Source organism: Sporosarcina contaminans, from assembly GCF_042679045.1.
GTDB classification, from domain to species: Bacteria; Bacillota; Bacilli; order Bacillales_A; family Planococcaceae; genus Sporosarcina; species Sporosarcina contaminans.
This window is the reverse complement of record NZ_JBHTLT010000115.1, coordinates 1-23,175: the sequence shown is the minus strand read 5'-3', so window position 1 is coordinate 23,175 and position 23,175 is coordinate 1. Positions and strand designations below refer to the sequence as shown.

The following is a 23,175-nucleotide window of genomic DNA, read 5'->3' as shown; positions in this document are numbered from 1 at the left end:
CTAGTCGCCATTAAAAAAACACCTCCGAATTGATTTCATAAGGTTCAATACCCTATTTTCAACGAAAGGTGTTTTTATTTGTCTCATTTTCTTAGGTCAGTTCCAGCCTTGCAGACGGAATTGCAAGGCTTTTTTTAATGGATAGCAGACTTGAAAGTCGCACCCAATGTTTCTTGCGTATTCATAATTGTAAGGAATGCGGAAGGGTCTACATCCCGTACTATTTGTTTTAGCTTAGAGAGTTCGAGACGCGTGACGACAACGTAAATGATGTCTTTTTCATTGTCATTAAATCCACCTTTCCCATGCAGCTTCGTAACAGTGCGTCCAAGGCGTTCATGAATTGTATCGCTTAACTCCTCATACTCATCTGACACAATAATAATTGCTTTCGTGTCTTCCAAACCTTGTATCACTAAATCAATTGCTTTAGATGCGATGTAATAAGTAAGGATAGAATACATTGCTTTTTCCCAAGACATGACAAACCCAGCCCAAGCAAAAATGAATATATTGAAGAACATAACGAACTCACCGACAGAATATGGAATTTTCCTCGTTAATAAAATCCCTAAAATTTCGGTGCCATCTAAAGCTCCCCCATTCCGTATGACGAGTCCTACTCCAGTACCTAATATTAAGCCGCCAAATACGGTAGCCAAAAGCGGATCAGTTACAAAAGGTCCAACTGGTTTCAACGGGAATTCAATGATTGCCAATAAAATAATTGCAACTGTGGATGAAATGAAAAAGTTTTTGCCGATATGTTTATAGCCAAAAAATAAAAACGGCAAGTTAATCACTAAAATGAGTATCCCAAACGGCAGCCCGGTTATGAAATTCAAAATAAGTGAAATACCGATTATTCCGCCGTCAATAACGGAGTTCGGTATGAGGAATAGCTCCAAAGCTACCGCTGCTAAAGTTGCCCCTAATGTAATAAAAAAATATCTTTGGATTAAAGAACGCAATTTTTCTTTTTTATGTTCTTTCTTCATAAAACGCTCTCCTTTGTACAGTTATCTGCGATATGCATAAAGCGTTATCATGTTTTTTAGTGTACCATTATCATTAATCACAACAAAGTATAAATTCTTCGTGTATGATTCATTGTATATTGCAGTTGCATGTTATCTTGCATTTTATTCACTCGATTTATGATTTAAACTGATCGGAAATTGCGATTGAGTGATACAATAGTTCAAGAATAGTAACGTATTGAAAGGATTATGAAAAATGAAAATTACTGAGATTGAAATCTTCGCGATTCATTTACCATTGCATGAACCATTCATTATTAGTTATGCATCTTATGACACAATGCCTTCAATCATAGTGAAGTTGACGACGGATAACGGGATGATCGGCTATGGTGAAGCTGTTCCGGATGATCATGTTACTGGCGAAAGCTTTGAAGGCACTTTCGCAGTATTAAAAAATACGATCGCACCGAAACTAATCGGCATGAATCCCGCACATATGGAACGGATCCATGAGCGAATGGATGCTGAAATTTACGGTGCCCCAGCTGCAAAAGCAGCGATTGACATTGCGTGCTATGATGTTGTCGGAAAAGCATTAGGAGTGCCCGTGTATGATCTGCTTGGCGGCAAATACCATGACGAATTCCCAATTACACATGTACTAAGCATCGGTTCCCCAGAAAAAATGGCGAAAGAGGCGGAAGACCGAGTTGCTGAAGGATACCGTTCATTGAAAATGAAAGTTGGAACGGATGTATTGGGAGACGTAAAACGAATTGAAGCTGTCCGCAAGAGTGTTGGTGAAGAAATTGCAATTCGAGTTGATGTCAATCAAGGATGGGTGAATAGCTCAAATACTTTAAAGGCTTTGAATACATTAGAGCACTGTTCCCTTGATTGGCTTGAACAGCCTGTGAAAGCGGATGATATTGACGCAATGGTGGAAATTAAATCGAAAACGCATGTGCCTCTCATGATCGATGAAGGATTGAAAGGTGCAAGAGAAATGCGTGAAATTATTGCAAAAAGAGCCGCAGACAAGGTAAATATAAAACTGATGAAATGCGGCGGTATTTACCCAGCAATGAAGTTGGCGCATATGGCTGAGATGGCGGGAATCGAATGCCAAATCGGCTCTATGGTTGAATCTTCAGTTGGATCAGCAGCGGGATTCCATGTAGCATTTTCTAAAAAAATCATTACGAGCGTTGAATTGACAGGACCGCTTAAATTTAGTGAAGACATCGGAAACCTTACTTATGACGTCCCATTTATCCGGTTAAACGAGCAGGCTGGATTAGGCGTTGATGTTGATGAAGAAGCATTACATCGCATGACTGCTTATTCGGAGAAAGTTATCGGATGACAAAACAATATGAGCTATTAAATGGCAAAATTGTCACGACCGCGTATTTGGATGAAAGTGCTCTAAAGGATTTACAAATACTCCAAAATAAAGTGATTGCATCTTTATCGAACCCGTCATCGTTACAGCCATTATCGGATGAAGAATTCAAATTTATTCTTCAAGGTAAAGGTGCAATTTTAGGTGCCTTCCATCACGATCAATTAGTCGCATTCCGGGCAATTTTGCAGCCTGAAAACGACGAGGAGCATTTAGGCAAGGATGCGGGTTTGTCAGACGAGCAATTGCCGTATGTAATATACTCCGAAATATCAAATGTCGATCCAGATTATCGAGGAAACCATTTGCAACAATTGTTAGGCAAGCAAATAGTGCAATCAATCGACCGTGACCGGTATCATTATATTTGCGCAACAGTAGCGCCATTCAATATTGCAAGCTTAAAGGACAAGTTTTCTTTAGGTATGCATATCGTTGCTTTGAAAAATAAATATGGCGGGTTGCTGCGATATGTTTTTATGAAAAACTTATTAAAGCAGGAGATGGCTGTAAGAGAAATACAAGAATGCCAGTTCGTTGACATGTCTAATACTGAATTGCAGCAAACTTTATTGGCAGATGGCTGGATTGGAACGGGTATCGAAGAGTCTAATGGAGGCTGGATGGTCTGCTATGAAAAAAGATGAGAGCGTCGTACGGGCGGTCTCATCTTTTTGGAAAAAATATAGATTCACAAATGAATCGCTCGATAATGGTTCTTAACTGCTCGAAATAGGAAGCCAACCTCTCGAATCCTTTTCGCCGCGCTCGAAGCTGACACCAACCGCCCGACTACCAAGCCAACAAGCTCGAAGCTGCCGGGAGCCAGCCCAAACAGTCTATAAAACCATTCGAAATAAAGTTAGAGTTGATAGATTTGATTCAAACAATAGGGCAAAAGCTTTCAAAGCTGCTGATAATAATTCTGAAAAATGCTATTGCCCAAAACATTCTAAAGTGGTACAATCGAATTCAGTCTTTATTATCCCCAACATCTCACCAACAAGAAGCAGGACGCAAATAATACACAAAATGGAGGACCTGTCTATGCAGAAACATCCTGATTTTGAGTTTGAATTGCAGCGGCTTGACTACACGAAACAGTACATGCAGAAACTTTTGGAAGAGTCTCAACGTGATGTAAAATCCTCGCAAGATGAAATTCGCCAAGCAATGGCAGACTTGGACTACTTAGATTCCAGTATGAGTTATATTAATATTTTGACGAATGCGCGTTTTTTTGAAATGGCACGCTCTCAAAAAGAAGGTTTGGAGGCGATTCGGCAGAAACCGTATTTTGCCCGTATCCATTTCCAAGCAGAAGGTGAAAAGGACGAATTCCTTTATATCGGGAAAACCTCTGTTTTTCATCAAGAAACGCAGGAGCCGATCATCGTCGATTGGCGGTCACCGGTTGCGAATGTCTATTATGATGGCAGGTTAGGTGATCTTACCTATAAGGTAAGAGATGAGGAAATTAACGGTCATCTTTTTTCGAAGCGCCAGTATAAGATTGAGGAAGGCGAATTATTGGATGTCCTTGACATTGATTTGACGACAAATGATGAATTGTTGCAGGATGCGCTTTCCGGCAAAGCCGATGTTAGGCTGACAGAAATTGTGTCGACGATTCAAGCTGAGCAAAATGAAATTATTCGTGCAAACTTGAAACAGCCGATTATCGTACAAGGTGCGGCAGGAAGTGGTAAAACAACGATTGCACTTCATCGGATTTCCTATTTCCTCTATACAATGGGGCCACTCGATTTTCCTCCTGAAAAGCTTATGATATTAGCACCTAATAAACTATTCATCGAATATATTAGCGATGTGCTTCCAGAATTAGGGGTAGGGAAAATTTGTCAAACGACATTCACAGAGTACATCTTAGCCTCCACAGGAATTAAGCTGAAAGTAAAAGGTTCAAATGACACATTAGAGCAATTGATGGAGAACGACATAATCGACGAGAATACGCTTTTCATTTCCCGTATGAAAGGTTCATTGGAATATCGGGAAATTATGCAAAGATACGTTGAAATGATTGAGCATCGTACAGCAAACCTATTTGAAGATGTGTACATAGAAAAATATAGAATTATTAAGGCTTCAAGATTAAAAAGATTATTTCTGAAAGATTTTCGTTATTTGCCGATTGAAAAGCGTATTGAACGGATTAAACGTATTATGCAAACCGAGGTGAATCGAAAAAGAAAGCAATTGTACAAACTTTTATCGGATAAATATGAGGAAGCATTGGACAAAGCTTTGTATGGCATTCGGGACGATGAAAAGCGAAAATCGATGATTACTAAAATTATGGATGAACGGGATACAAGACTTCCTTCGATTGAAAAGGAAGGTAAAAAGACAGTTGCAACGTACTTCCGCAAATTTAAAAAATTCAATGTGAAAAATTTGTATAGAGAATGGTTAACGGATCCTCCATTACAGAAAGAATTATCATTCCATTGGTCTGATGCCGATCGGGATGCTTTTTTGGCTGCTCATCAAGCTGAAATCTGGGAAATTGAGGACTTGGCCGCATTGTATTATTTGCATGCGAAGCTTAAGGGAATAGCGGATGAATGGAAAATGCGCGTCGTGTTCATTGATGAAGTACAGGATTATAGTTATTTTCAGCTTGCAGCATTACAGGATGGTTTGGAGACAGATATGTTTACGATGGTTGGCGATCTAGCTCAAGGGATCCATAGCTATCGGGCGCTCACCTCATGGGAACCGGTCAAAGAATTGTTCCCCCGTGCCACCTATACGACTTTGCAAAAAAGTTATCGGACAACGATTGAAATTATGGAGTTGGCCAATGAAGTTCTTGTAAAGATGGATGAAGATTTGCCTCTCGTTGAACCTGTCGTGCGACATGGCATCGCACCAAAATTTTATCAGATGGAAGCGATCGATCAGGAAAAAATATCGGTCATTTACAATGAAATTATCGAACGAGGACATCGTTCGGTAGCATTACTATGTAAGACACGTTCAGAGGCAAAGAAAATCTATAAACAATTGAAAAAAACAGAAATGCTCGTTCAATTATTGGAAGAGGAATCGGAAATTGATGGGGATTGCCTATTGATCGTACCTAGTCATTTATCGAAAGGGCTCGAATTTGATGCGGTGTTGATCGCAGATTTCGAAGATCCTTTTCGGAACAATCCGATTGATCGTAAATTGCTCTACGTTTCGATGACGAGGCCGATGCATGAATTGCATTTGCTTTCTTCATCTATTGAAAAAGTGATAAAAGGATGAACGGGAGAGAGGCCATTGATTCAAATTGCAGCGTTTTGGCGAATGCCAGATGAAGAAATAATGCAGGGAATATTAAACGTGCATGATGAAATCTTTCAAAATGCGACCGATTTGGAAAGAAAAATAGTAGAGAAACATAACGTCTTAGTCATTGCTGCTATCGATTCGGGAAAAGTAGTTGGCTACAAAATTGGTTACGAACAATCTCCGGGGCGCTATTATAGCTGGTATGGCGCCGTCCAAGAAAAGTATAGAGGGAAGGGCATCGCCTCTAAGCTTATGAAAAAGCAGCATCAATTAATTGCTGAGGCAGGCTATTCAATGATTGAAACGAAAACAAGGAATAAATGGAAGGAAATGCTTATCCTTAATATTCAACACGGGTTTGATATAGTCGATACTTTTGTCGACAGTGATGGCATTCATCGAATTACTATGGAAAAAACGTTGTAAAGCTATAAAATCGAGTACGATTGACCGTCTCCTTTGGCAATGGGGATGGTCTTTTATAATTTATTCTTATCACTTTTTATAAAAACATTTGAATTTCCTTATGGAGTTGACAGCGTATAATAGAAGTATGAATGGAGGTGCTCGGATGGAATGGGTAGTACTTTACTTTATCGGATTTATTGCTACGACTTTGGGAACGTTGGCAGGGGGAGGTGGTTTAATCAACTTGCCAGCCATGCTTTTATTAGGTATTCCAATCCACTCAGCAATCGGCGCAAATAAGGTTTCGAATACAGTTAGCTCCTTTTCAAGCTTTTTCGTATTGCTAAAGCGAAAGCGGATTTCCTTGAAGGATTGTATATGGATTATGCCGCTTAGTTTGGCAGGTGGTGCAGCGGGAGGGCTTATCGCGACGAAACTGTCCGGACAGCATTTATATATACTCGCCATTATTCTTTTGCTGTTTGCATTTATTACATCCTTCTTAGGTAAAGGAGATTTCTCAGGAGAGGAACGATTGAAATTAGGAAAAGTGAGCATTCCCGGGCTATTTGGCATCGGTATGTATGATGGACTTTTCGGACCCGGACAAGGCACACTCATGCTGTATTTGTTCAGTTACTTAAAAATATCTTATATCCAAGCGGTAGGCTACGTACGGTTTGCAACCTTTTTTAGCTGTTTAGGTGCAGCGGTTACGTATATTGCATCGGGAAATATTATTTGGCCATTAACAATTGCGCTTCTTTTAGGTTCTGTAACGGGCGCTCAATTAGGAGTCCGTATCGCGGAGAAAATCAATCCAAAATACGTCAAACCGATATTACGTATAGTGACGATTGCGTTAATCATACAAATCGTCATCGAAAACGTTCATATTTAAAAAAGTCTTCGTCAGAACCAAGCAGTCTTTTTAAAAAACCGAAAAATGGAAGAATCCATAAAACCAGAACGATAAGGATGCGCTCAATTCGAGTTTCCTATGAACGTTCTGGTTTTTCTTTAGGTAAAACAGTTTTCCCTCGTCTCTTGTTTATTGAACAAAGATAGCGGAGCGTTGTTTTGGGATTTGAAATGAAACGATTGTCCCTTTATGCAATTCGCTTTCAATTCGAATGCTTTTTCCGAATAGCTGTTTAAGTCGGCGATTGGCGTTGCCAATACCAATGCCATATTGATGTTTGTTTGAGCCTGATAGAAGTTCCTCTATTTTTTCGGCTGTCATTCCAATACCGTTATCTTTAATGGAAATGATATCGTAGTCTTCATAATTCGAGACCGAAATTGTAACTGTGCCGCCTTCTTGTTTATTTAGAATGCCATGATTCAAGGCGTTTTCAACAATTGTCTGGATCGTAAGCGGCGGAATCAAAATGTCTGAAAGATTTTCTAAATCATAAACAACTTTGAGCCGATTGCCAAACCTTTCTTTTTCAATATAAAGATAGGAACGTACGAGATCGAGTTCATCTTCAATTGGAATTAGACTGTTTGTATTGTTCATATGGAAACTTCTATGCAAATAGTTTCCAAATTCATGCAGCAACGCAGTCATGCGGGAAGAATCCATTTCACCTAATGACGCAATCGTGTTTAACGTGTTATAGAGGAAGTGCGGCTTTATTTGAGCTTGCAAATAGGCTGCTTCCAAACGGAATTGCTCTTGAATGGCTTGATTTTGTGTAAGTAGAGCATGAACACGGGCTTTGAGTTCAAGAGCATTTGCCGGTTTAGTTACGTAGTCGTTTGCTCCTGCAAGAAAACCCGCGTAAATATCCGTTGCTTGGTTGCGAGCCGTCAGCAGCAAGATTGGAAGCTCGGCAATTGTAAATTGCTTGCGGATTTCCTTGCAAAGTTCATAGCCGGACATTTGCGGCATCATAACATCAGAGATGACTAAATTCCAATTGCCGCTTTCAATCAGTTTTAAAGCCTCTATTCCATTTTCTACGGTTTTGATGTGATACAGTTCTGACAGCATATTGCTAATCACTTTCAGATTAACCGGATCATCATCAACAATTAGGATGTTCCCTGATAAGTTGACTTGATCAGCTGTAACCTCTGTTTCACCCTTTACTTTATTATCTACAGAATTTTTTGGTTGAGAAATCGGCTGCACTTCAATTAAAGGTGCTTCGCCGATAGATAACGGCAATATGAAAGAGAAGGTAGTTCCTTTGCCGATTTCTGATTGAACCGAAATTTTGCCGCCATGCAGCTCGACTAATTGTTTAACAATATTTAAGCCGAGTCCGATTCCTTCATGGCCTGTCGTTTCAGAATGCGTATAACGATTGAAAATGCGCTCCATATCATACGGACTCATTCCAATGCCTGTATCGGAAATAAAAATAGTCGCTTCTTTCTGATTATGAGTGGCATGTATTGTAATGCTTCCTTCATCAGTGAATTTAACAGCATTATGCAGTAAATTGAAAAGGATTTGGACAATCCTTCCTTCGTCCGCTTGAACAGGCGGAAACGTTGTCGGTATATCGATTGTAATCTTTAGTTTGTCAGTGTTTTTCATGAAACGGATCATATCAACGACGCCCGAAGAGATACTTTGAATATTGACTGGTTTTTTGTTTAATTGAACACGACCTTCATCCAATCTGCTTAAATCCAATAGATCATTTAAAGTGAAGGCCATACGATTTCCAATCTGAAGCAGCAGTTCCAAATTCTCTTTCTCTTTCTTAGATAGATTGGAAGATTTATTTTCAAGCATCGTCTGGGCGATATTTAAAATGCCGTGTAAAGGGTTGCGTAGCTCATGTGACGTGTTCGCTAAAAAAATATCCTTTTGGATATCTGCTTCTGCTAGTTTACTATTTTGCTCACTATTTTCTCGAACGACTTGCATATGGCGCCTGAAAAGCAATAATGCAATGACAACTATTGAGACAATATAGTCGACTGGATAATATGGAATATTAATTACCCTCGTTTTAATGGCAGTACCCCAAGCGCCATTTGAAATAAAACAGAACAGATAAAACAAAATAAACACTCCGTCAATATTTCCTTTTCGAATCGATGAAATAGTGGGAAATATGAGCCGCACGGCAATAAACGCTGCATAAATAATTAAAAGCATTATCATCGGTAACGAATAAAGTGCTGGAGTTGTCAATAAAACAATTGATAATGGAATGAATAGAATGACCAATACGTTTGAAACCCTCGATTTTATTTTAAAAAGGGCATTAATGAATTGTAAGGTTGATAGCAATAGACTGATGAGAACCGTGATGAGCAGTTTAATGTAAAGGTCATTTTCGATCGGCAAATGCAATAAAACATGATCGTCTATTAAAATGACAAAGCCATTGAGGAAAAGCATTAAACTGAAATAGAGCAATTCTTTTTCATAGTACCCTTTTCCAATGAGGAAAATAGCGATTGCATAAAAGCTATGAATAAAAAAAATCATACTGACGAGCAATTGCAATGCTTGAGAAAAAGATGTATCCTTTGCAATTGCTGGCTGTAAACCGAAGTGTATGGAATCGATCAAACCGCCTGAAATTTTATTGTCAAAGTTGGAAACTTGAATACTTAAGTCAATTTCTTTCTCGTCTGTTGAAAAAATGTATGTCATCGGACCTTGCTTTTTTATTTTTTTGATCGGTTGTTGATCAGCATTATTCTCTTTATTTAGTAAAATTCCATTGACATAAATATTAGCGAAAGCTTCCACTTTTTTTAATTGGATGCCATAAATCGTTTCTTCCTGTTCTGGAAGCAAGATTTTGAGTGTATATGTGCCATAGCCTAACGCATTTTGATTGTGTGGATGTAGTTCGTTTTTCCAATTCATCGGCACCTTTATATATTGTTCGTTTAACCGGTTAGTAGATAGATTGTCAATGACGAATTCTGAAGGATAAAACGCCCATTCACCATTTAATGATATCGTTTCTCTTTCTGTTAATGTTTCTCCGCGCAAATCAACAATCCCTTTTTCGGCTATCTGGTGGTCAGGAGAATTGAAGTAAAAAAACCACCCAATTCGCAATGACAATATGCATAATAGGAACCCGATTATTGTAAAGAAGATTTTTTTAGTAGGAACATCATTTTTTGAAATCAAAGCTTTTAATCCCCCAACATTATCTCAACTGAAAAGTGATCGTTTCCTCATACTTAGGATTTTTTGATGGATGAATTGTAAATAAAGAAAAATGATCAACTTGAAATGGAACGATATCAATTGCTTCTTTCTCTATTTGAATGCCTACGTCACTATTCCGTTTTTTCGCAATTGTAATATGTGGCGTATAGGGTTTTTTATCCTCCAACCCGACAGCTTCTTTCACATTGCTGGCGACTGTTCGTTGCAAATCGGATAGCTCATCGGATGGGCTGATCGAACAGTAGACGACCCGCGGATCTTTCGGTAAACCAAAATAAGAAAGTCCATCAACAAATAAATTGAAGCTTTCATGATTTTCTGCAGTTCTTTGCAACATTGACTGCAAAGAGGGAAGTCTGTCTTCTGAAAGTGCACCGATAAAAAATAGGGTAATATGGAGGTCATCCAAATGTGGGATGACTTTATAGGATTGTGGCAGTTTATACTTTTCTCTTAATTGTACAACTGTTTCTTCAATGGCTGTCGGGGCTTTTATGCCGATAAAAAAATGACGATTCATTCTGATTTGCCTCCTCGCTCGATAATGGTTTCATTATAACCAATGTATCTCTTTTATAGCATCTTTTCATTTTTAAAAGTCGGAATTTTATTTCGTGTATAATTAAATTTGAAGGGAGAGGTCGTAAATGGTCAAGACAATTATTTTTGACTTGGATGATACATTATTATGGGATAAAAAAAGTGTAGCAACCGCATTTGAAAAGACGTGTAAAGAAGTAGAAGGGCAAATCGATGTAGAAGCTACTCGCTTGGAGAGTGCAGTGCGCGAAATGGCGAGGAAGCTTTATGCAACGTATGATACATATGCTTTTACACAAATGATCGGCATAAATCCATTTGAAGGGCTATGGGGGACATTTGACGATGCTGGCGAAGGCTTCAAAAAAATGAATGCGATGATTTCTGAATACCAACGCTCTGCATGGACAGAGGGACTTGTGAAGTTGGGCATTCGTGATGCTGAATTAGGAGAAAAATTATCTAAAAGGTTTATCGAACATCGCAAGCAATCACCGTTCGTCTATGATGAAACGTTTTCCGTACTGGATCGGTTGAAGGGGAAATATCAATTAGTGCTATTGACGAATGGGGCACCTTCTTTGCAATATACCAAATTGGATGCTGTACCAGAACTATCGACCTATTTTGACGAAATTATCATTTCAGGAGACTTTGGCATCGGGAAGCCTGATGCAACGATTTTTCAACACGTGCTTTCATTGACAGACACAAAAGCAAATGAGGCGTTGATGGTCGGAGACAATTTACTAACGGATATTTTAGGGGCAGCAAGCATCAATATAAAAACTGTATGGATTAACCGGGAAGGGAATGGCCCGCATCCAGATATTATTCCGGTATATGAGATCGATCATTTGGAGAAATTATTCGATATTATCGAAAAAATTAGAGGCCATCATTGAGGCCTCTAATTTTACAAATCAATCGCTTTTACCGCAAAAATATCTTCCAATGCAATCAGCCTTTCAATTTCTTCGGGCTGCACAACATTATCGACAGTCAGCATCATAATGGCATCGCCGCCGGCAGCTGATCGGCCGACTTGCATTGTTGCAATATTAATGTTTTCCATCGCTAAAAGTGTACCTACTTTTCCGATTGCACCAGGCTGATCTTTATGTTCAATATATAGCAAATGACCTTCCGGCACGATATCAACGACATAATCATCCACTTTAACAATTCGTGCGCCTAACCCATTCAATAAAGTTCCGGCAACACGGTGTGTCGTCGTTGCCGTTAGTAACTCAACGGTTATTAAATGCAGGAATCCTTTAGCGGTCGTTGTTTTATGTTCATTTACTTTTACTCCGAAACGGTCCGCCATGAATTTCGCATTGACGTCATTGACGTGTGACCCTAAATTTCGCTTCAAAATTCCTTTCACTGTATTTCTTGTTAAAGCCCGGACATCATAATTGGCAAGCTCCCCAGCGTATTTAATATTGATTTCTTCAACTGCTTCATTGGTCATCCTTGATAGGAAAACACCCAATTTTTCGGATAGATCGAAGAACGGCTCAATCTTTGAAAGAACATCTTTTGAAACAGATGGCAGGTTGACTGGATTGCGTACTGGATCGCCATTGAAAAATGCGACGATATCATTGCTTACATCAATCGCCACACTTTCTTGCGCTTCAACAGTGCTTGCCCCCAGATGCGGCGTAGCAATTACTTGCGGCAATGTGAGCAATTTATGATCGAGAAAAGGTTCTGTTTCAAAAACATCTAACGCAGCGCCAGCTACCTTACCGGAAACAATCGCATCGTATAATGCCTCTTCGTCAATGATGCCGCCGCGTGCACAGTTGATAATTTGAACACCGTCCTTCATTGCAGCAAATGCCTCTTTGTTTAATAAATGCTTAGTTTCTTTCAGTAAAGGTGTATGGACGGTAATGAAGTCGGCAGCACGTATGACGTCATCCACCGTTCCAAAATCGATGCCCATTTTCTGCGCTTTTTCTTTCGTCAAAAATGGGTCATACGCAATGACGTTCATCCGTTGCCCTTTTGCGCGCGCTGCGACTTCTGCTCCGATTCGTCCAAGCCCGATGATTCCTAAAGTTTTATTTTTCAGTTCAACGCCGATGAATGTTTTTCGATCCCATATGCCATTTTTCAATGCATTGAAAGCTTGTGGGATTTTTCTTGCAAGAGCGGTCAACATCGCAATTGTATGCTCTGCAGCTGAGTTTGTATTGCCATCGGGTGCATTGACGACAATAATGCCGTGTTCTGTAGCAGCTTCCAAGTCAATATTGTCAACCCCGACACCTGCGCGGCCGATCATTTTTAGCTTTTCAGCTGCCTCGATTACTTTCCGAGTTACCTGTGTTTGGCTTCTAACGATGAGCGCATCGAAGTCTTTTATTTTTTCAAGCAATGCATCCTCATTTAATCCAGTCGCTACTTCAATTTGGATATTTGTAGCCTGCTGCAACGGATAAATTCCGTCTTCGCTGAGCGGATCGCTAATCAAAACTTGAATTGGCATTTATTTTCCCGACCTTTCTTTACATAAATTTGCTGAGCCGCAGCTACACCTGCGCCTAATTGAACTTCCTTGCCGATCCTATTCATGCCGATTTCCATCATGGCAATTGTTTGAAGAACATCGGCAGGCGAACAAAAACCCATATGACCCACTCTGAAAATTTTGCCTTTTAAATGTTCTTGGCCTCCCGCAACAGAAAGCCCAAACTGTGATTTGATCGTTTTACGGAACAACTCTGCGTCAAAGTCATCTGGCTGAACTGCCGTAACAGTCGGAGAAGCATCTTTATCTTCTGTCAAAAGTGGAATATTCAGTGCACGGAAAGCGGCTCTTGTCATGTCCATCATCAATTGATGGCGTGCGTACACTTCCTCCAGCCCTTCTGCTTCTAATAAGTTCAAAACTTGTTCAAGTCCAAACAATAAAGAAATGGCAGGGGTAAACGGCGTTGTATCTTTTTCATAGTTATTCTGATATTTAGTGAGATCAAAATAAAAACCACGGTTTGGATTTGATTCGATTACATTCCAAGCACGTTCACTAACACTGATGAAAGTCAGCCCTGCAGGCAGCATAAATGCTTTTTGAGAACCGGTTACAACGATATCGATTTGCCACTCATCCATTTTTGTTTCAACGCCTCCTACACAAGAAACGCCGTCTACGATAACGAGTGCATCTGACACTTCCCTGACGATCGCACCTAACTGATCGATCGGATTCAACACACCAGTCGATGTCTCACAATAGGTAGCGAAGACAACTTTTATCTCCGGATACTGTTCCAAATAACGTGTAACTTCTTCCGGATTAAAAGCTTTGCCCCATTCATAATCCATACGATGAACATGAATCCCATATGCTTCACAAATTTTAGCGAATCGCACACCGAAAGCGCCTGTAACGATGACAAGCACTTCATCGAGAGGACGGACAGAATTGACAACTGCCGCTTCAAGCCCTGCAGTGCCGCTGCCTGCAACAATAAGTACATCTTGTTTAGTGCCAAACACCTTATTCAGGCGAGGTTTAATGGATTGCAGTAATTCCGAAGTTTCTATGCCGCGATGACCAATCATCGGCTGGCTCATTGCTCTTTCCACACTTGGTGGAATTGGCGTTGGTCCTGGAATGCGTAAAAATTGTTGATCGAATAACATAAAATCTCCTCCTCAAAATAAAATAAAAAAAGCCTTTCATCCCCTTGCAAAAAGTTGCAAGGGGCGAAAAGCTTGATAAGCTTACGCGGTGCCACCCTCATTCACTGCTATTAATCGCAGTCTTCGTTCAAATGCGTAACGTGCATGAATCGGATAAGCCTACTGAAAAAGTTCAGCTTATCAGCTCGGGAGTGCTGAAATCCATAGAAAACGCTAATTTTCACCAACCATTAGCTCTCTGAAGAATCCTTATTGGAAAACGTATCTCCGTCACAACAGATACTTTATTGAATTTTCAACTATCATAGCATACATAAAACGTTTGTCAATGGCATAGTTCGGTATTTCGTTGAATAAACATTAGATTTCAAAGTAATTATTATGAAAACCCATCCAAAAACGAACAAAAATCATCATTTATAAATAAACATACGTTACCAAATAATGAAATAAAAAAGCTTTTCACTCCTCGCCTAAAAAAGCAAGGGGCGAAAAACACGCGGTGCCACCCTTTTTTGCTGTAAAACAGCCTTCATTGATGCGTAACGTGCATGAAGCGGATGATCATACTTCAAGTTCTGATCACCTACTCGGAAGTGCTGCTTTCCAAAGAAACGACTGATTTTCACCACCCATCAGCTCTCTTAACATTCCATTTGAAAAGATTGTCTTCTTCATCGTAGTTAATTAAAAAATATTATATAGTATGATACACGTTTTTTACAATAAGTCAATCACTAAATTAAATATTTTTTATTTCATACATAAAAATCGACTTTCATCACAAAATAAAATTGGCAAGTAAAGATACATGGAAAAGAGGAGAACAAAATGGGTATTTTAAATGGCAACCCTAAAGAAGAGCCGTTGCATTATGGAGAAGTAATTGGCTGCTGGGCATATGTTGGAGCGAATAATGGCATGATTAGTGGGTATGAAGCATTCATTAACCATGCAGGGGACAAAGATCTGATCGACTTGTTGAAAGAAGCTGTTGATACGATGAAAGCTGAAAACAAGGAAGTGCAAAGAGTATTAAAGGAAAATGGGATAACACCTCCACCATCGCTGCCGGAACGTGGCAAGGCAAGTGCAGAGGATATTCCGATGGGTGCGAGGTTCATGGATCCTGAAATTTCAGCTGCAGTTTCGATCAATGTCGGGCAAGGACTCGTATCTTGTAGCCAAGTGATTGGTCAAAGCATTCGCGAAGATATAGCGATGATGTTTGGCAAGTTTTTAACTGACAAATTGGCGTTTGGAATGAAGTTGTTGAATATGAACAAAGAAAAGGGCTGGGTGATCCCGCCTCCATTGCATATGGAACCACAAAAGAAGGATTAAAACAGAGGAACAGTCGGTAAGAATTTGCCGGCTGTTTTTTATTCGAGATGTGAAACTTCGGAATTGTATGGTAAAATGGCAATTGTATAATAGTTAGGCGGAGGGGGAGTATTATGGGGGTACGAACAAATGAAGAGGTAACAATCGAAAATTTTCATGGAACTGAAGTAGCAGATCCATATCGATGGCTGGAAAATCCGAATGATGAGAAAGTCAAGCAGTGGGTAGATGAGCAAAATGCTGTTACAAAAGAATTTTTATCGTCATATGAACAAAGGGAGCAAATAAAAGAGAAGCTAACAAGCCTCTGGAATTATCCAAAGTATTCAGTGCCGCATAAAGAGGGTGAATACTACTATTTTCATAAAAATGATGGCCTTCAAAACCAAGCCGTATTTTATCGGACGAAGGATCTTGAATCAGAGGATTTAGAAACGGTCTTAGATCCAAATACGATAAATGAAGAAGGAACTGCTGCGATTACAAATCTCTCCTTCACAAAAGACGGAAGGCGTTTGGCGTATGGAATTTCGTTGAACGGAAGCGACTGGCAGGAAATACGCGTTAAAAATTTGGAGACGATGGTGGATGAACCTGATCTTCTCCGTTGGTGCAAGTTTAGCAGCATCGCATGGAATGAGGAAGGAACCGGATTTTATTATAACCGTTTTCCCGAGCCGGGCACTGTTTCTGCAGGAGATGAAAGCAATTATAATAAAGTCTACTATCATAAAGTCGGTACTTCACAAGATGATGATTCATTAATATACGAAGACCCTAAAAACAAGGAATTGTCGTTCAATCCTTCCTATTCGGATGACTATCGATATTTACTATTAACAGTGTGGAAAGGGACGGAAAATAAGAGCCGCATTTATTATAAAGATTTGATAGAAGGCGGCGAATTCATCCATTTGCTTGCAAAAGATGATGGGGAATATAGTTTTATAGGAAATGACGGTAAGACTTTCTATTTTGTGACGAATCATGACGCACCAAAAGAGAAGATCATTGCTGTTCATTTGGATCATCCTGAAAAAGAAAATTGGAAAGATGTAATTAGCGAGCAAGAAGACGTTCTTTCATTCGCGAAGATGATTAACAACCAATTTGTCGTCTGTTATTTGCACAATGCGTATTATAAATTAAAAGTATTTTCAACAACTGGAAAACTTCTAAACGAAGTTCCATTACCGGATTTTATATCGATTTCGAATGTTACAGGAAAAAAAGAGGAAGATGTAATGTACATCGGCTATACGTCGTATTTGACCCCTCTTACGATTGCAAAATATTCCTTTGAAAATAGTAATTTGCAAACAATCTTTGAGCAAGTGGAGTTGTTCGATACAACTGATTATGAAACAATTCAAGTGTTTTATCCATCGAAAGACGGAACAAAAATTCCGATGTTCCTCACATGCCGAAAAGGACTGCAATTGAACGGGGAAAACCCGGTGCTTCTTTATGGCTATGGAGGCTTTAATGTGAGTTTGACTCCATCATTTTCACCGGCACAACGATTATGGATTGAACAGGGAGGCATTTACGCGGTTGCTAATTTACGCGGCGGCGGTGAGTTTGGAGAAGAATGGTATAAAGCTGGAACATTGGAAAACAAACAAAATGTATTCGATGATTTTATTGCAGCTGCTGAGTGGTTAATTGCGAAAAACTATACGAAAACAGCGAAGCTTGCCATTATGGGAGGCAGCAACGGTGGACTGTTGGTCGGTGCATGCATTACGCAGCGTCCAGACTTGTATGGAGCCGCAGTATGTCAAGTGCCGGTTACGGATATGTTGCGCTACCATAAATTCACGGTCGGGAGATATTGGGTAACGGACTATGGCAATGCAGAAGAGAATCCGGAGCATTTTGAGTTTATGTACAAATATTCTCCATTGCATAATGTGAAAAACGGAACGGCCTATCCGCCAACACTTATTACAACTGCTGATACAGATGATCGAGTTGTCCCATTGCATGCGAAAAAATTTGCTGCGACATTGCAGGAAGCTCACATTGGTGACAATCCAATTTTATTGCGCGTCGAAAAAAATGCAGGCCACGGGCTCGGTAAACCGACCGTTAAAATTATCGAAGAACTGACGGATGTTTATACTTTCTTGAATAAAACATTGAATAACAAATTTGACATAGAAACAGGCTACCAATGATGAAGGTAGCCTGTTTTGTTTAGGTTCTTGTAAGTCTATACTATCATTACGTTAATAAACCGTTCTCGTGCAAAGTAAGTGAGTGTCCCGCGCTGTTCGAATGCAGTACGTGCCAGTAAACAACCGACCTAAGCCAGTAATGCTGTAAAACACGTCAATAAACGGCTCTATTGCGCCAGTAAACAATCAACTTGCGCCAGTAATAGAACAGCCGTGCGAGTTATGCATTTACTGTCCTAACTTCAAGTTTCCATCTGCTCTATAGTTATTGCCCCGCGTGTTGTTATCGATTTCTTTCCCATATACGCAATGATGGGTAAGGATCAAATGACCATTCGATTCGCCCGTTGTATTTATACATGCCGTAATGGAGGTGTGGTGGGAATTTTCCAGATGTGCCTTCTTTTCCGTAGCCAGAACTGCCGACGAAGCCGATGAGTGTGCCTGGTTCGACGATATCGCCTTCTTTTATTCCTTTATCATAATACGCCAAGTGGGCAAAGTAATGATACGTATTATGGTTGTCCCGGATACCGATGCGCCAACCGCCATAATCGTTCCAGCCCATAATTTCAATGACACCGTATGAAGTAGACAATACGGGAACGCCATAGCCGGCGAAAATATCTGTACCTTCGTGAATTCTTCTGCCGCCCCAGCCGCGGCTTGAACCCCATGTTCCACGGTATGTGTAATGATGGCCTTTAGCTATTGGAAATGTATGTTCATCCAAGTTGATTGTTTCAAAATGCTCATACAACTGAGCGATTGTGTAAATTTGTTTGACTGTATCTTCACGTTTGTAATATTGCCATAAAGCAGCTTTGAATTCGTTTTCTGATGGGCCGAACTGGCGCAAATGATTAGCCATTGTCATTAATACATCTTCAGGTTGATTGAAATCAGCGACTCCATCTCCGTTTCCATCTACGCCATGTCCTCCGAAAAATGCAATGGAGTCAGGGTCGGTATCCTTGAGATGAGGGTTCAATGCTCCTCTCCAATATTCATCTGAAAATAGGATGGCAATTAATCCATCTTTCTTCGGAAGATCGTTCCGTACTTGCTGGATATTCCGTTCGTATTGGTCAATGGCAGCTAAATGATACCATGGCACTATTTCATCAGCGAATTGAAAATAAAGCGCCATGCGTTGGTCGTAAATTTCCTCTTGAGTCAATTCTTGCGAAGAGGAGACAGAAGGCATAAAAAATAATACAAACATAATGATAATAGAGATGTATATACAATGGCGGCTCAAGAGAAACCCTCCTTTTTCATTCACTATGTTTCCCCGTTTTGCAAATTTCATGAATTGTACCTTCAGGGAGAAAGAGATAGAATGAACTTAGGTAAAGAAAGAAGGAGCTGATAGGAATGGAGAAGTTGCAATCGAAAGAGCAATTTGAGCAATTGAAAAATGAGGAAAGAACTATTTTTATGTTTTCGGCGGATTGGTGTCCAGATTGCCGTGTCATCGAACCGATTCTACCTCAAATCGAAGCGGATTATCCGGAATATGAATTTATTTATGTCGATCGAGATGAATTTATTGAAATTTGTCAGGAGATGGACATTTTCGGAATTCCAAGCTTTATCGCTTTCCATAATGGGGAAGAGGCAGGAAGATTTGTAAGCAAGGATCGTAAAACGAAAGAGGAAATTGAATCGTTTATTGACAGTTGCTCAGCATAATTAAAAAGATATCGATCCAGTCTATTGTGGATCGATATCTTTTTTTATGGAAAAAATGAAACCATTTCCTCCGGGAAATCGGTAAAAATCGCTTGCACTTTTGCTTCTTTTAATAGAGCGGCATGTTCTGGATCATTCACTGTAAAAGCCCGAATAGGCACTTGCTGTTTGATTATTTCTTGCATAGATGGTCGAAGTGCAGTCGGAAAGAGAAGATGAAAAGCATCTGCCGGTATTTGTTGTAAATAGGAAAGTGGATTCACTAACACTTCCATAACAAGTGCTCCCGTTTCGATTTGTGGCATTAAATTTTTAGCTGTTTGGATTGCGCTATGATCGAAGGAAGAAAGAATCACTCTCGATTCAATTCCCCTTTCTTGAATAATGTCCAATACTTTTTCTACCATGCCATCATAAGGGAAAATATCCGATTTTAGCTCAATATTAAGCAAATGTTCCGTTCGTGAAAATACATCTAATACTTCGGGAAGGGTTGGGATTTTTTCACCGCTGAAATCAGGGGAAAACCAACTGCCAAAGTCAAATTCTTTTAGCTCGGATAAAGTTAAATCTTTAATGAACCCCGATCCATTCGATGTTCGATCTATCGATTCATCATGGATGACAACAAGTTGTCCATCAAATGTCATATGAACATCGAATTCTACACCTCTCACTGGAAGGCGCGCCGCTTCTTTAAAAGCGGCAATCGTATTTTCGGGAAAATTGCCTGAAGCACCCCGATGGGCGAAAATATCCATCAATGCTCCCCCTCAATCATTTCCATTGCTCTTTCTTTTCTGCAATTTCTTTTTTTAAGATTTCCGCACCTTTAGGACTGATATACATGCCATTAGAAAGCCGTTTGTTTTCAGGAGTAATTTCACCAGTGACGATACAAGCTTCATCTACAACGTATTTTCTTAACACAATCATATCGTCATCAACGAATATTTCCATTGGTGCACCTTTCTCTAACTTTAACGTATTTCTAAGTTCTTTAGGAATAACGATACGTCCTAAGTGATCGATTTTCCTTACAATCCCTAAACTTCGCATAATATCCTCCCTCACATTTGGTTTTCTTGTAATCAAGTATACTAAAGTTTTATAAAAGATACAAAATATAGAATAGTATATATTTATTTTTCCTATTTATACTATTCCTTTTATAAAGGTTTTAAAACTTCATACTCATTGAAAGTATTTGATTAGTAGGTGAGCTTTTGAAAATAGTTATAAAAAGGCTAATTTCTGTTAGAATAAGTAAGTCTAAGAAAGGAGAAATTACGATGTCATTCATTCATAAAAAATCCGTTGTATTTGACTATATACAAATTATTATCGGTTCTGCTTTTGTTGGCTTGGCTTTTAACATTTTCTTGCTTCCATCGAAAATTGCTGCTGGAGGCGTTTCAGGAATTAGCACCATTCTATATGAATTATTCGGTTATGAGCCTGCGTACGTCCAATGGCTTATTAATATTCCGCTAATCGTTTTAGGCTTGATTTTAGTTGGAAAGGAATTTAGCGCCAAAACAATTGTTGGTACATTTTTTGTTCCATTTGTCATTTGGCTATCGAAAGATTTGTCGGTCAATATTGACAATCCATTGCTAAGCTCTATTTACGGCGGTATTTTGCTCGGTATCGGACTCGGAATTGTTTATCGGGGAAATGGGTCAACTGGGGGAACGGCGTTAATTGCTCAAATTCTGAAGAAATATACCGGAATTTCAAGCGGTTTCTCACAGCTCATCGTAGATGGGATCGTTGTTGTCACATCAGCTTTTGTCTTTAATTTTGAATTAGCTTTATATGCATTAATGTCAATCTATGTGACGAGTAAAGTAATCGACTTCGTACAGCTACAAACATCACCGACAAAATTAGTTTTGATCATTACCGAAAATGAAAAGAAAATTAAGTCCATCATACAAGATGAAATCGATCGTGGATTTACAAAAGTGAAATCGACCGGGGGATATTCCGACAATGAGAAAACGATGATCTTATGTGTCGTTGAACAGTCTGAGGCAGTTTATTTGAAAAAACTGTTGCAAACTGCAGAGCCGTCTTCATTTGTTATTTTCCTCAATGCATCGGAAATATTAGGATTAGGCTTTTCGAAAGCAAAAATCAGCCAATAGCCGCTGCCGGAAAAAAGATGTATACAAAGTTATGAAAAATGGTATAATGGTCTTCAATTGAATAATTCTTATCAAGAGAAGCTGAGGGATTTGGCCCAATGACGCTTCAGCAACCTCTGCGATTGCAGGAAGGTGCTACCTCCAACAAGACGTTCGGTTTTCCGAACGATCGGCTTGCCAATGCGAGCTAATTCTTGAAAGATAAGAACGATGAAGCTGACAGAAACCCTCGTTCCTATCTAACGGAATGAGGGTTTTATTTTGGTTTTGCAGCTTTTTTTAGAAAAAGGGGGAAAAGACATTGCCGATCAACATTCCATATAATTTGCCAGCACGTGAATTGTTGAAAGAAGAGAAAATATTCATTATGGACGAAAAAAGAGCAACAAGCCAAGATATACGTCCTTTGAATATCATAATTTTAAATTTGATGCCTGAAAAGGAAAAAACGGAATTGCAACTTTTGAGATTGTTAGGAAATACACCTTTGCAAGTGAATGTATCGTTTTTGAATACAGCTACCTACGAATCAAAAAATGTTAGCAAAAGCCATTTGGATGCTTTCTACTCGACTTTCGACCAAGTCCGACATAGAAAATATGATGGCTTGATCGTTACGGGTGCCCCAATTGAGCATTTGCCTTTTGAAGAAGTCGCCTATTGGAATGAACTCCAGCGCATTATGGATTGGTCGACAACAAATGTCACATCCTCTCTCCATATTTGTTGGGGAGCACAAGCGGCATTGTATCATCATTACGGCATACAAAAACATAGATTGCCCGCAAAATTATCAGGGGTTTTTCATCATACTTTATCAGATCAAACGGTAAAGTTGACTCAAGGATTTAACGATATTTTTGAAGCGCCACATTCGAGGTATACGACAGTATCGATTGAAGAAATCGAAAAAAATCCGGGGCTTCATCTTCAATCTGTCTCGGAAGAAGCCGGAGCTTTCATCGTGTTGTCGAATGACGGTAAGCAAATTATGATTACTGGACATCTTGAATATGATGCTTCAACGCTATCCGAAGAGTATGAACGTGATGTTAAAAAAGGTATTGAAGTGAATGTTCCGAAAAATTACTTCCCAAATGATGATCCATCTCAAAAGCCATTGAATACTTGGCGATCCCATACGCATTTGTTGTTCTCTAATTGGCTAAATTATTATGTTTACCAAGAAACACCGTATCATTGGAATTAAACATTGCAAGCCATCCATTAAGCTGGATGGCTCAGCTTGTTGACAAACGCTCGCATACTGCGTTGCTCGTCTCGCTCGTCCCCTCATGAACCTTAAGTTCTATTCGGGTCTTCGCTCGACTTCGCGCCTTGTCTG

General features: G+C 39.5%; 19 protein-coding genes, 1 riboswitch and 2 other annotated features. Of the genes, 11 read left to right on the top strand and 8 right to left on the bottom strand.

Annotation, left to right across the window (positions count from 1 at the left end; all coding sequences use genetic code 11):
- Positions 1-134: 134 nt before the first annotated feature.
- Positions 135-998 carry a YitT family protein gene (locus ACFQ38_RS13890; protein WP_336822123.1) on the bottom strand — a complete coding sequence of 288 codons (864 nt, stop codon included), beginning with the start codon at positions 996-998 and terminating at the stop codon, positions 135-137.
- A 238-nt stretch (positions 999-1,236) separates the two neighbouring features.
- Between ACFQ38_RS13890 and ACFQ38_RS13885 the strand changes: the two genes are divergently transcribed.
- From ACFQ38_RS13885 to ACFQ38_RS13865, 5 genes are all read left to right on the top strand, one after another.
- Entirely contained in the window at positions 1,237-2,349 is a 1,113-nt protein-coding gene (locus ACFQ38_RS13885; RefSeq protein WP_381481614.1) for a mandelate racemase/muconate lactonizing enzyme family protein, read from the top strand.
- Positions 2,346-3,035, top strand: coding sequence for a GNAT family N-acetyltransferase (locus tag ACFQ38_RS13880; RefSeq protein WP_381481612.1), 690 nt, complete (start codon positions 2,346-2,348; stop codon positions 3,033-3,035). Before ACFQ38_RS13885 ends, ACFQ38_RS13880 begins: the two co-directional genes overlap by 4 nt.
- A 400-nt stretch (positions 3,036-3,435) precedes the next feature.
- Positions 3,436-5,664 carry an RNA polymerase recycling motor HelD gene (gene helD / locus ACFQ38_RS13875; RefSeq protein WP_381481610.1) on the top strand — a complete coding sequence of 743 codons (2,229 nt, stop codon included), beginning with the start codon at positions 3,436-3,438 and terminating at the stop codon, positions 5,662-5,664.
- Between the two features lie 15 nt (positions 5,665-5,679).
- Positions 5,680-6,117, top strand: coding sequence for a GNAT family N-acetyltransferase (locus ACFQ38_RS13870; protein WP_381481607.1), 438 nt, complete (start codon positions 5,680-5,682; stop codon positions 6,115-6,117).
- A 145-nt stretch (positions 6,118-6,262) separates the two neighbouring features.
- Positions 6,263-7,000, top strand: a complete 738-nt coding sequence (locus ACFQ38_RS13865; protein ID WP_381481605.1) for a sulfite exporter TauE/SafE family protein — start codon at positions 6,263-6,265, stop codon at positions 6,998-7,000.
- Positions 7,001-7,150: 150 nt separating this feature from the next.
- On the opposite strand, the gene ACFQ38_RS13860 is transcribed toward ACFQ38_RS13865, so the two are convergent.
- Both ACFQ38_RS13860 and thpR read right to left on the bottom strand, forming a co-directional pair.
- The gene (locus tag ACFQ38_RS13860) at positions 7,151-10,216 is read right to left on the bottom strand and encodes a hybrid sensor histidine kinase/response regulator (RefSeq protein ID WP_381481603.1); all 3,066 of its coding nucleotides are present in this window, start codon (positions 10,214-10,216) and stop codon (positions 7,151-7,153) included.
- Positions 10,217-10,235: 19 nt separating this feature from the next.
- Positions 10,236-10,778, bottom strand: a complete 543-nt coding sequence (gene thpR, locus ACFQ38_RS13855; RefSeq protein WP_381481601.1) for an RNA 2',3'-cyclic phosphodiesterase — start codon at positions 10,776-10,778, stop codon at positions 10,236-10,238.
- 127 nt (positions 10,779-10,905) lie between these two features.
- Between thpR and ACFQ38_RS13850 the strand changes: the two genes are divergently transcribed.
- Entirely contained in the window at positions 10,906-11,703 is a 798-nt protein-coding gene (locus tag ACFQ38_RS13850) for an HAD family hydrolase (RefSeq protein ID WP_381481599.1), read from the top strand.
- 11 nt (positions 11,704-11,714) lie between these two features.
- On the opposite strand, the gene serA is transcribed toward ACFQ38_RS13850, so the two are convergent.
- Positions 11,715-13,301 carry a phosphoglycerate dehydrogenase gene (serA, locus tag ACFQ38_RS13845; protein WP_381481597.1) on the bottom strand — a complete coding sequence of 529 codons (1,587 nt, stop codon included), beginning with the start codon at positions 13,299-13,301 and terminating at the stop codon, positions 11,715-11,717.
- Complete coding sequence (locus ACFQ38_RS13840; protein ID WP_336822133.1) at positions 13,283-14,461, bottom strand: pyridoxal-phosphate-dependent aminotransferase family protein; 1,179 nt, start codon at positions 14,459-14,461, stop codon at positions 13,283-13,285. The genes serA and ACFQ38_RS13840 overlap by 19 nt, the downstream gene beginning before the upstream one ends.
- 56 nt (positions 14,462-14,517) lie before the next feature.
- Positions 14,518-14,744 (bottom strand) — a binding site (T-box leader).
- A gap of 198 nt (positions 14,745-14,942) precedes the next feature.
- Positions 14,943-15,148 (bottom strand) — a binding site (T-box leader).
- A gap of 144 nt (positions 15,149-15,292) precedes the next feature.
- Between ACFQ38_RS13840 and ACFQ38_RS13835 the strand changes: the two genes are divergently transcribed.
- Both ACFQ38_RS13835 and ACFQ38_RS13830 read left to right on the top strand, forming a co-directional pair.
- Entirely contained in the window at positions 15,293-15,805 is a 513-nt protein-coding gene (locus tag ACFQ38_RS13835) for a DUF3231 family protein (protein ID WP_336822134.1), read from the top strand.
- A gap of 113 nt (positions 15,806-15,918) precedes the next feature.
- Positions 15,919-17,985, top strand: coding sequence for a prolyl oligopeptidase family serine peptidase (locus ACFQ38_RS13830; protein WP_381481593.1), 2,067 nt, complete (start codon positions 15,919-15,921; stop codon positions 17,983-17,985).
- Positions 17,986-18,268: 283 nt separating this feature from the next.
- Here ACFQ38_RS13830 and ACFQ38_RS13825 read toward each other — a convergent pair whose 3' ends face one another.
- Positions 18,269-19,246 carry a M23 family metallopeptidase gene (locus ACFQ38_RS13825; protein WP_381481592.1) on the bottom strand — a complete coding sequence of 326 codons (978 nt, stop codon included), beginning with the start codon at positions 19,244-19,246 and terminating at the stop codon, positions 18,269-18,271.
- A gap of 116 nt (positions 19,247-19,362) precedes the next feature.
- Between ACFQ38_RS13825 and ACFQ38_RS13820 the strand changes: the two genes are divergently transcribed.
- Positions 19,363-19,680, top strand: coding sequence for a thioredoxin family protein (locus ACFQ38_RS13820; RefSeq protein ID WP_336822136.1), 318 nt, complete (start codon positions 19,363-19,365; stop codon positions 19,678-19,680).
- Between the two features lie 44 nt (positions 19,681-19,724).
- On the opposite strand, the gene ACFQ38_RS13815 is transcribed toward ACFQ38_RS13820, so the two are convergent.
- Positions 19,725-20,441, bottom strand: coding sequence for a glycerophosphodiester phosphodiesterase (locus ACFQ38_RS13815; protein ID WP_336822137.1), 717 nt, complete (start codon positions 20,439-20,441; stop codon positions 19,725-19,727).
- A gap of 16 nt (positions 20,442-20,457) precedes the next feature.
- Positions 20,458-20,739: an AbrB/MazE/SpoVT family DNA-binding domain-containing protein gene (locus ACFQ38_RS13810; protein WP_336822138.1), complete on the bottom strand. Its 282-nt coding sequence runs from the start codon at positions 20,737-20,739 to the stop codon at positions 20,458-20,460.
- A gap of 233 nt (positions 20,740-20,972) precedes the next feature.
- Here ACFQ38_RS13810 and ACFQ38_RS13805 point away from each other — a divergent pair, with 233 nt between their 5' ends.
- Positions 20,973-21,830: a YitT family protein gene (locus ACFQ38_RS13805; RefSeq protein WP_381481588.1), complete on the top strand. Its 858-nt coding sequence runs from the start codon at positions 20,973-20,975 to the stop codon at positions 21,828-21,830.
- 65 nt (positions 21,831-21,895) lie between these two features.
- A riboswitch (SAM riboswitch) is annotated at positions 21,896-22,038 on the top strand.
- 93 nt (positions 22,039-22,131) lie between these two features.
- Positions 22,132-23,040: a homoserine O-acetyltransferase MetA gene (gene metA, locus ACFQ38_RS13800; protein WP_336822140.1), complete on the top strand. Its 909-nt coding sequence runs from the start codon at positions 22,132-22,134 to the stop codon at positions 23,038-23,040.
- The last annotated feature ends 135 nt before the right edge of the window (positions 23,041-23,175 follow it).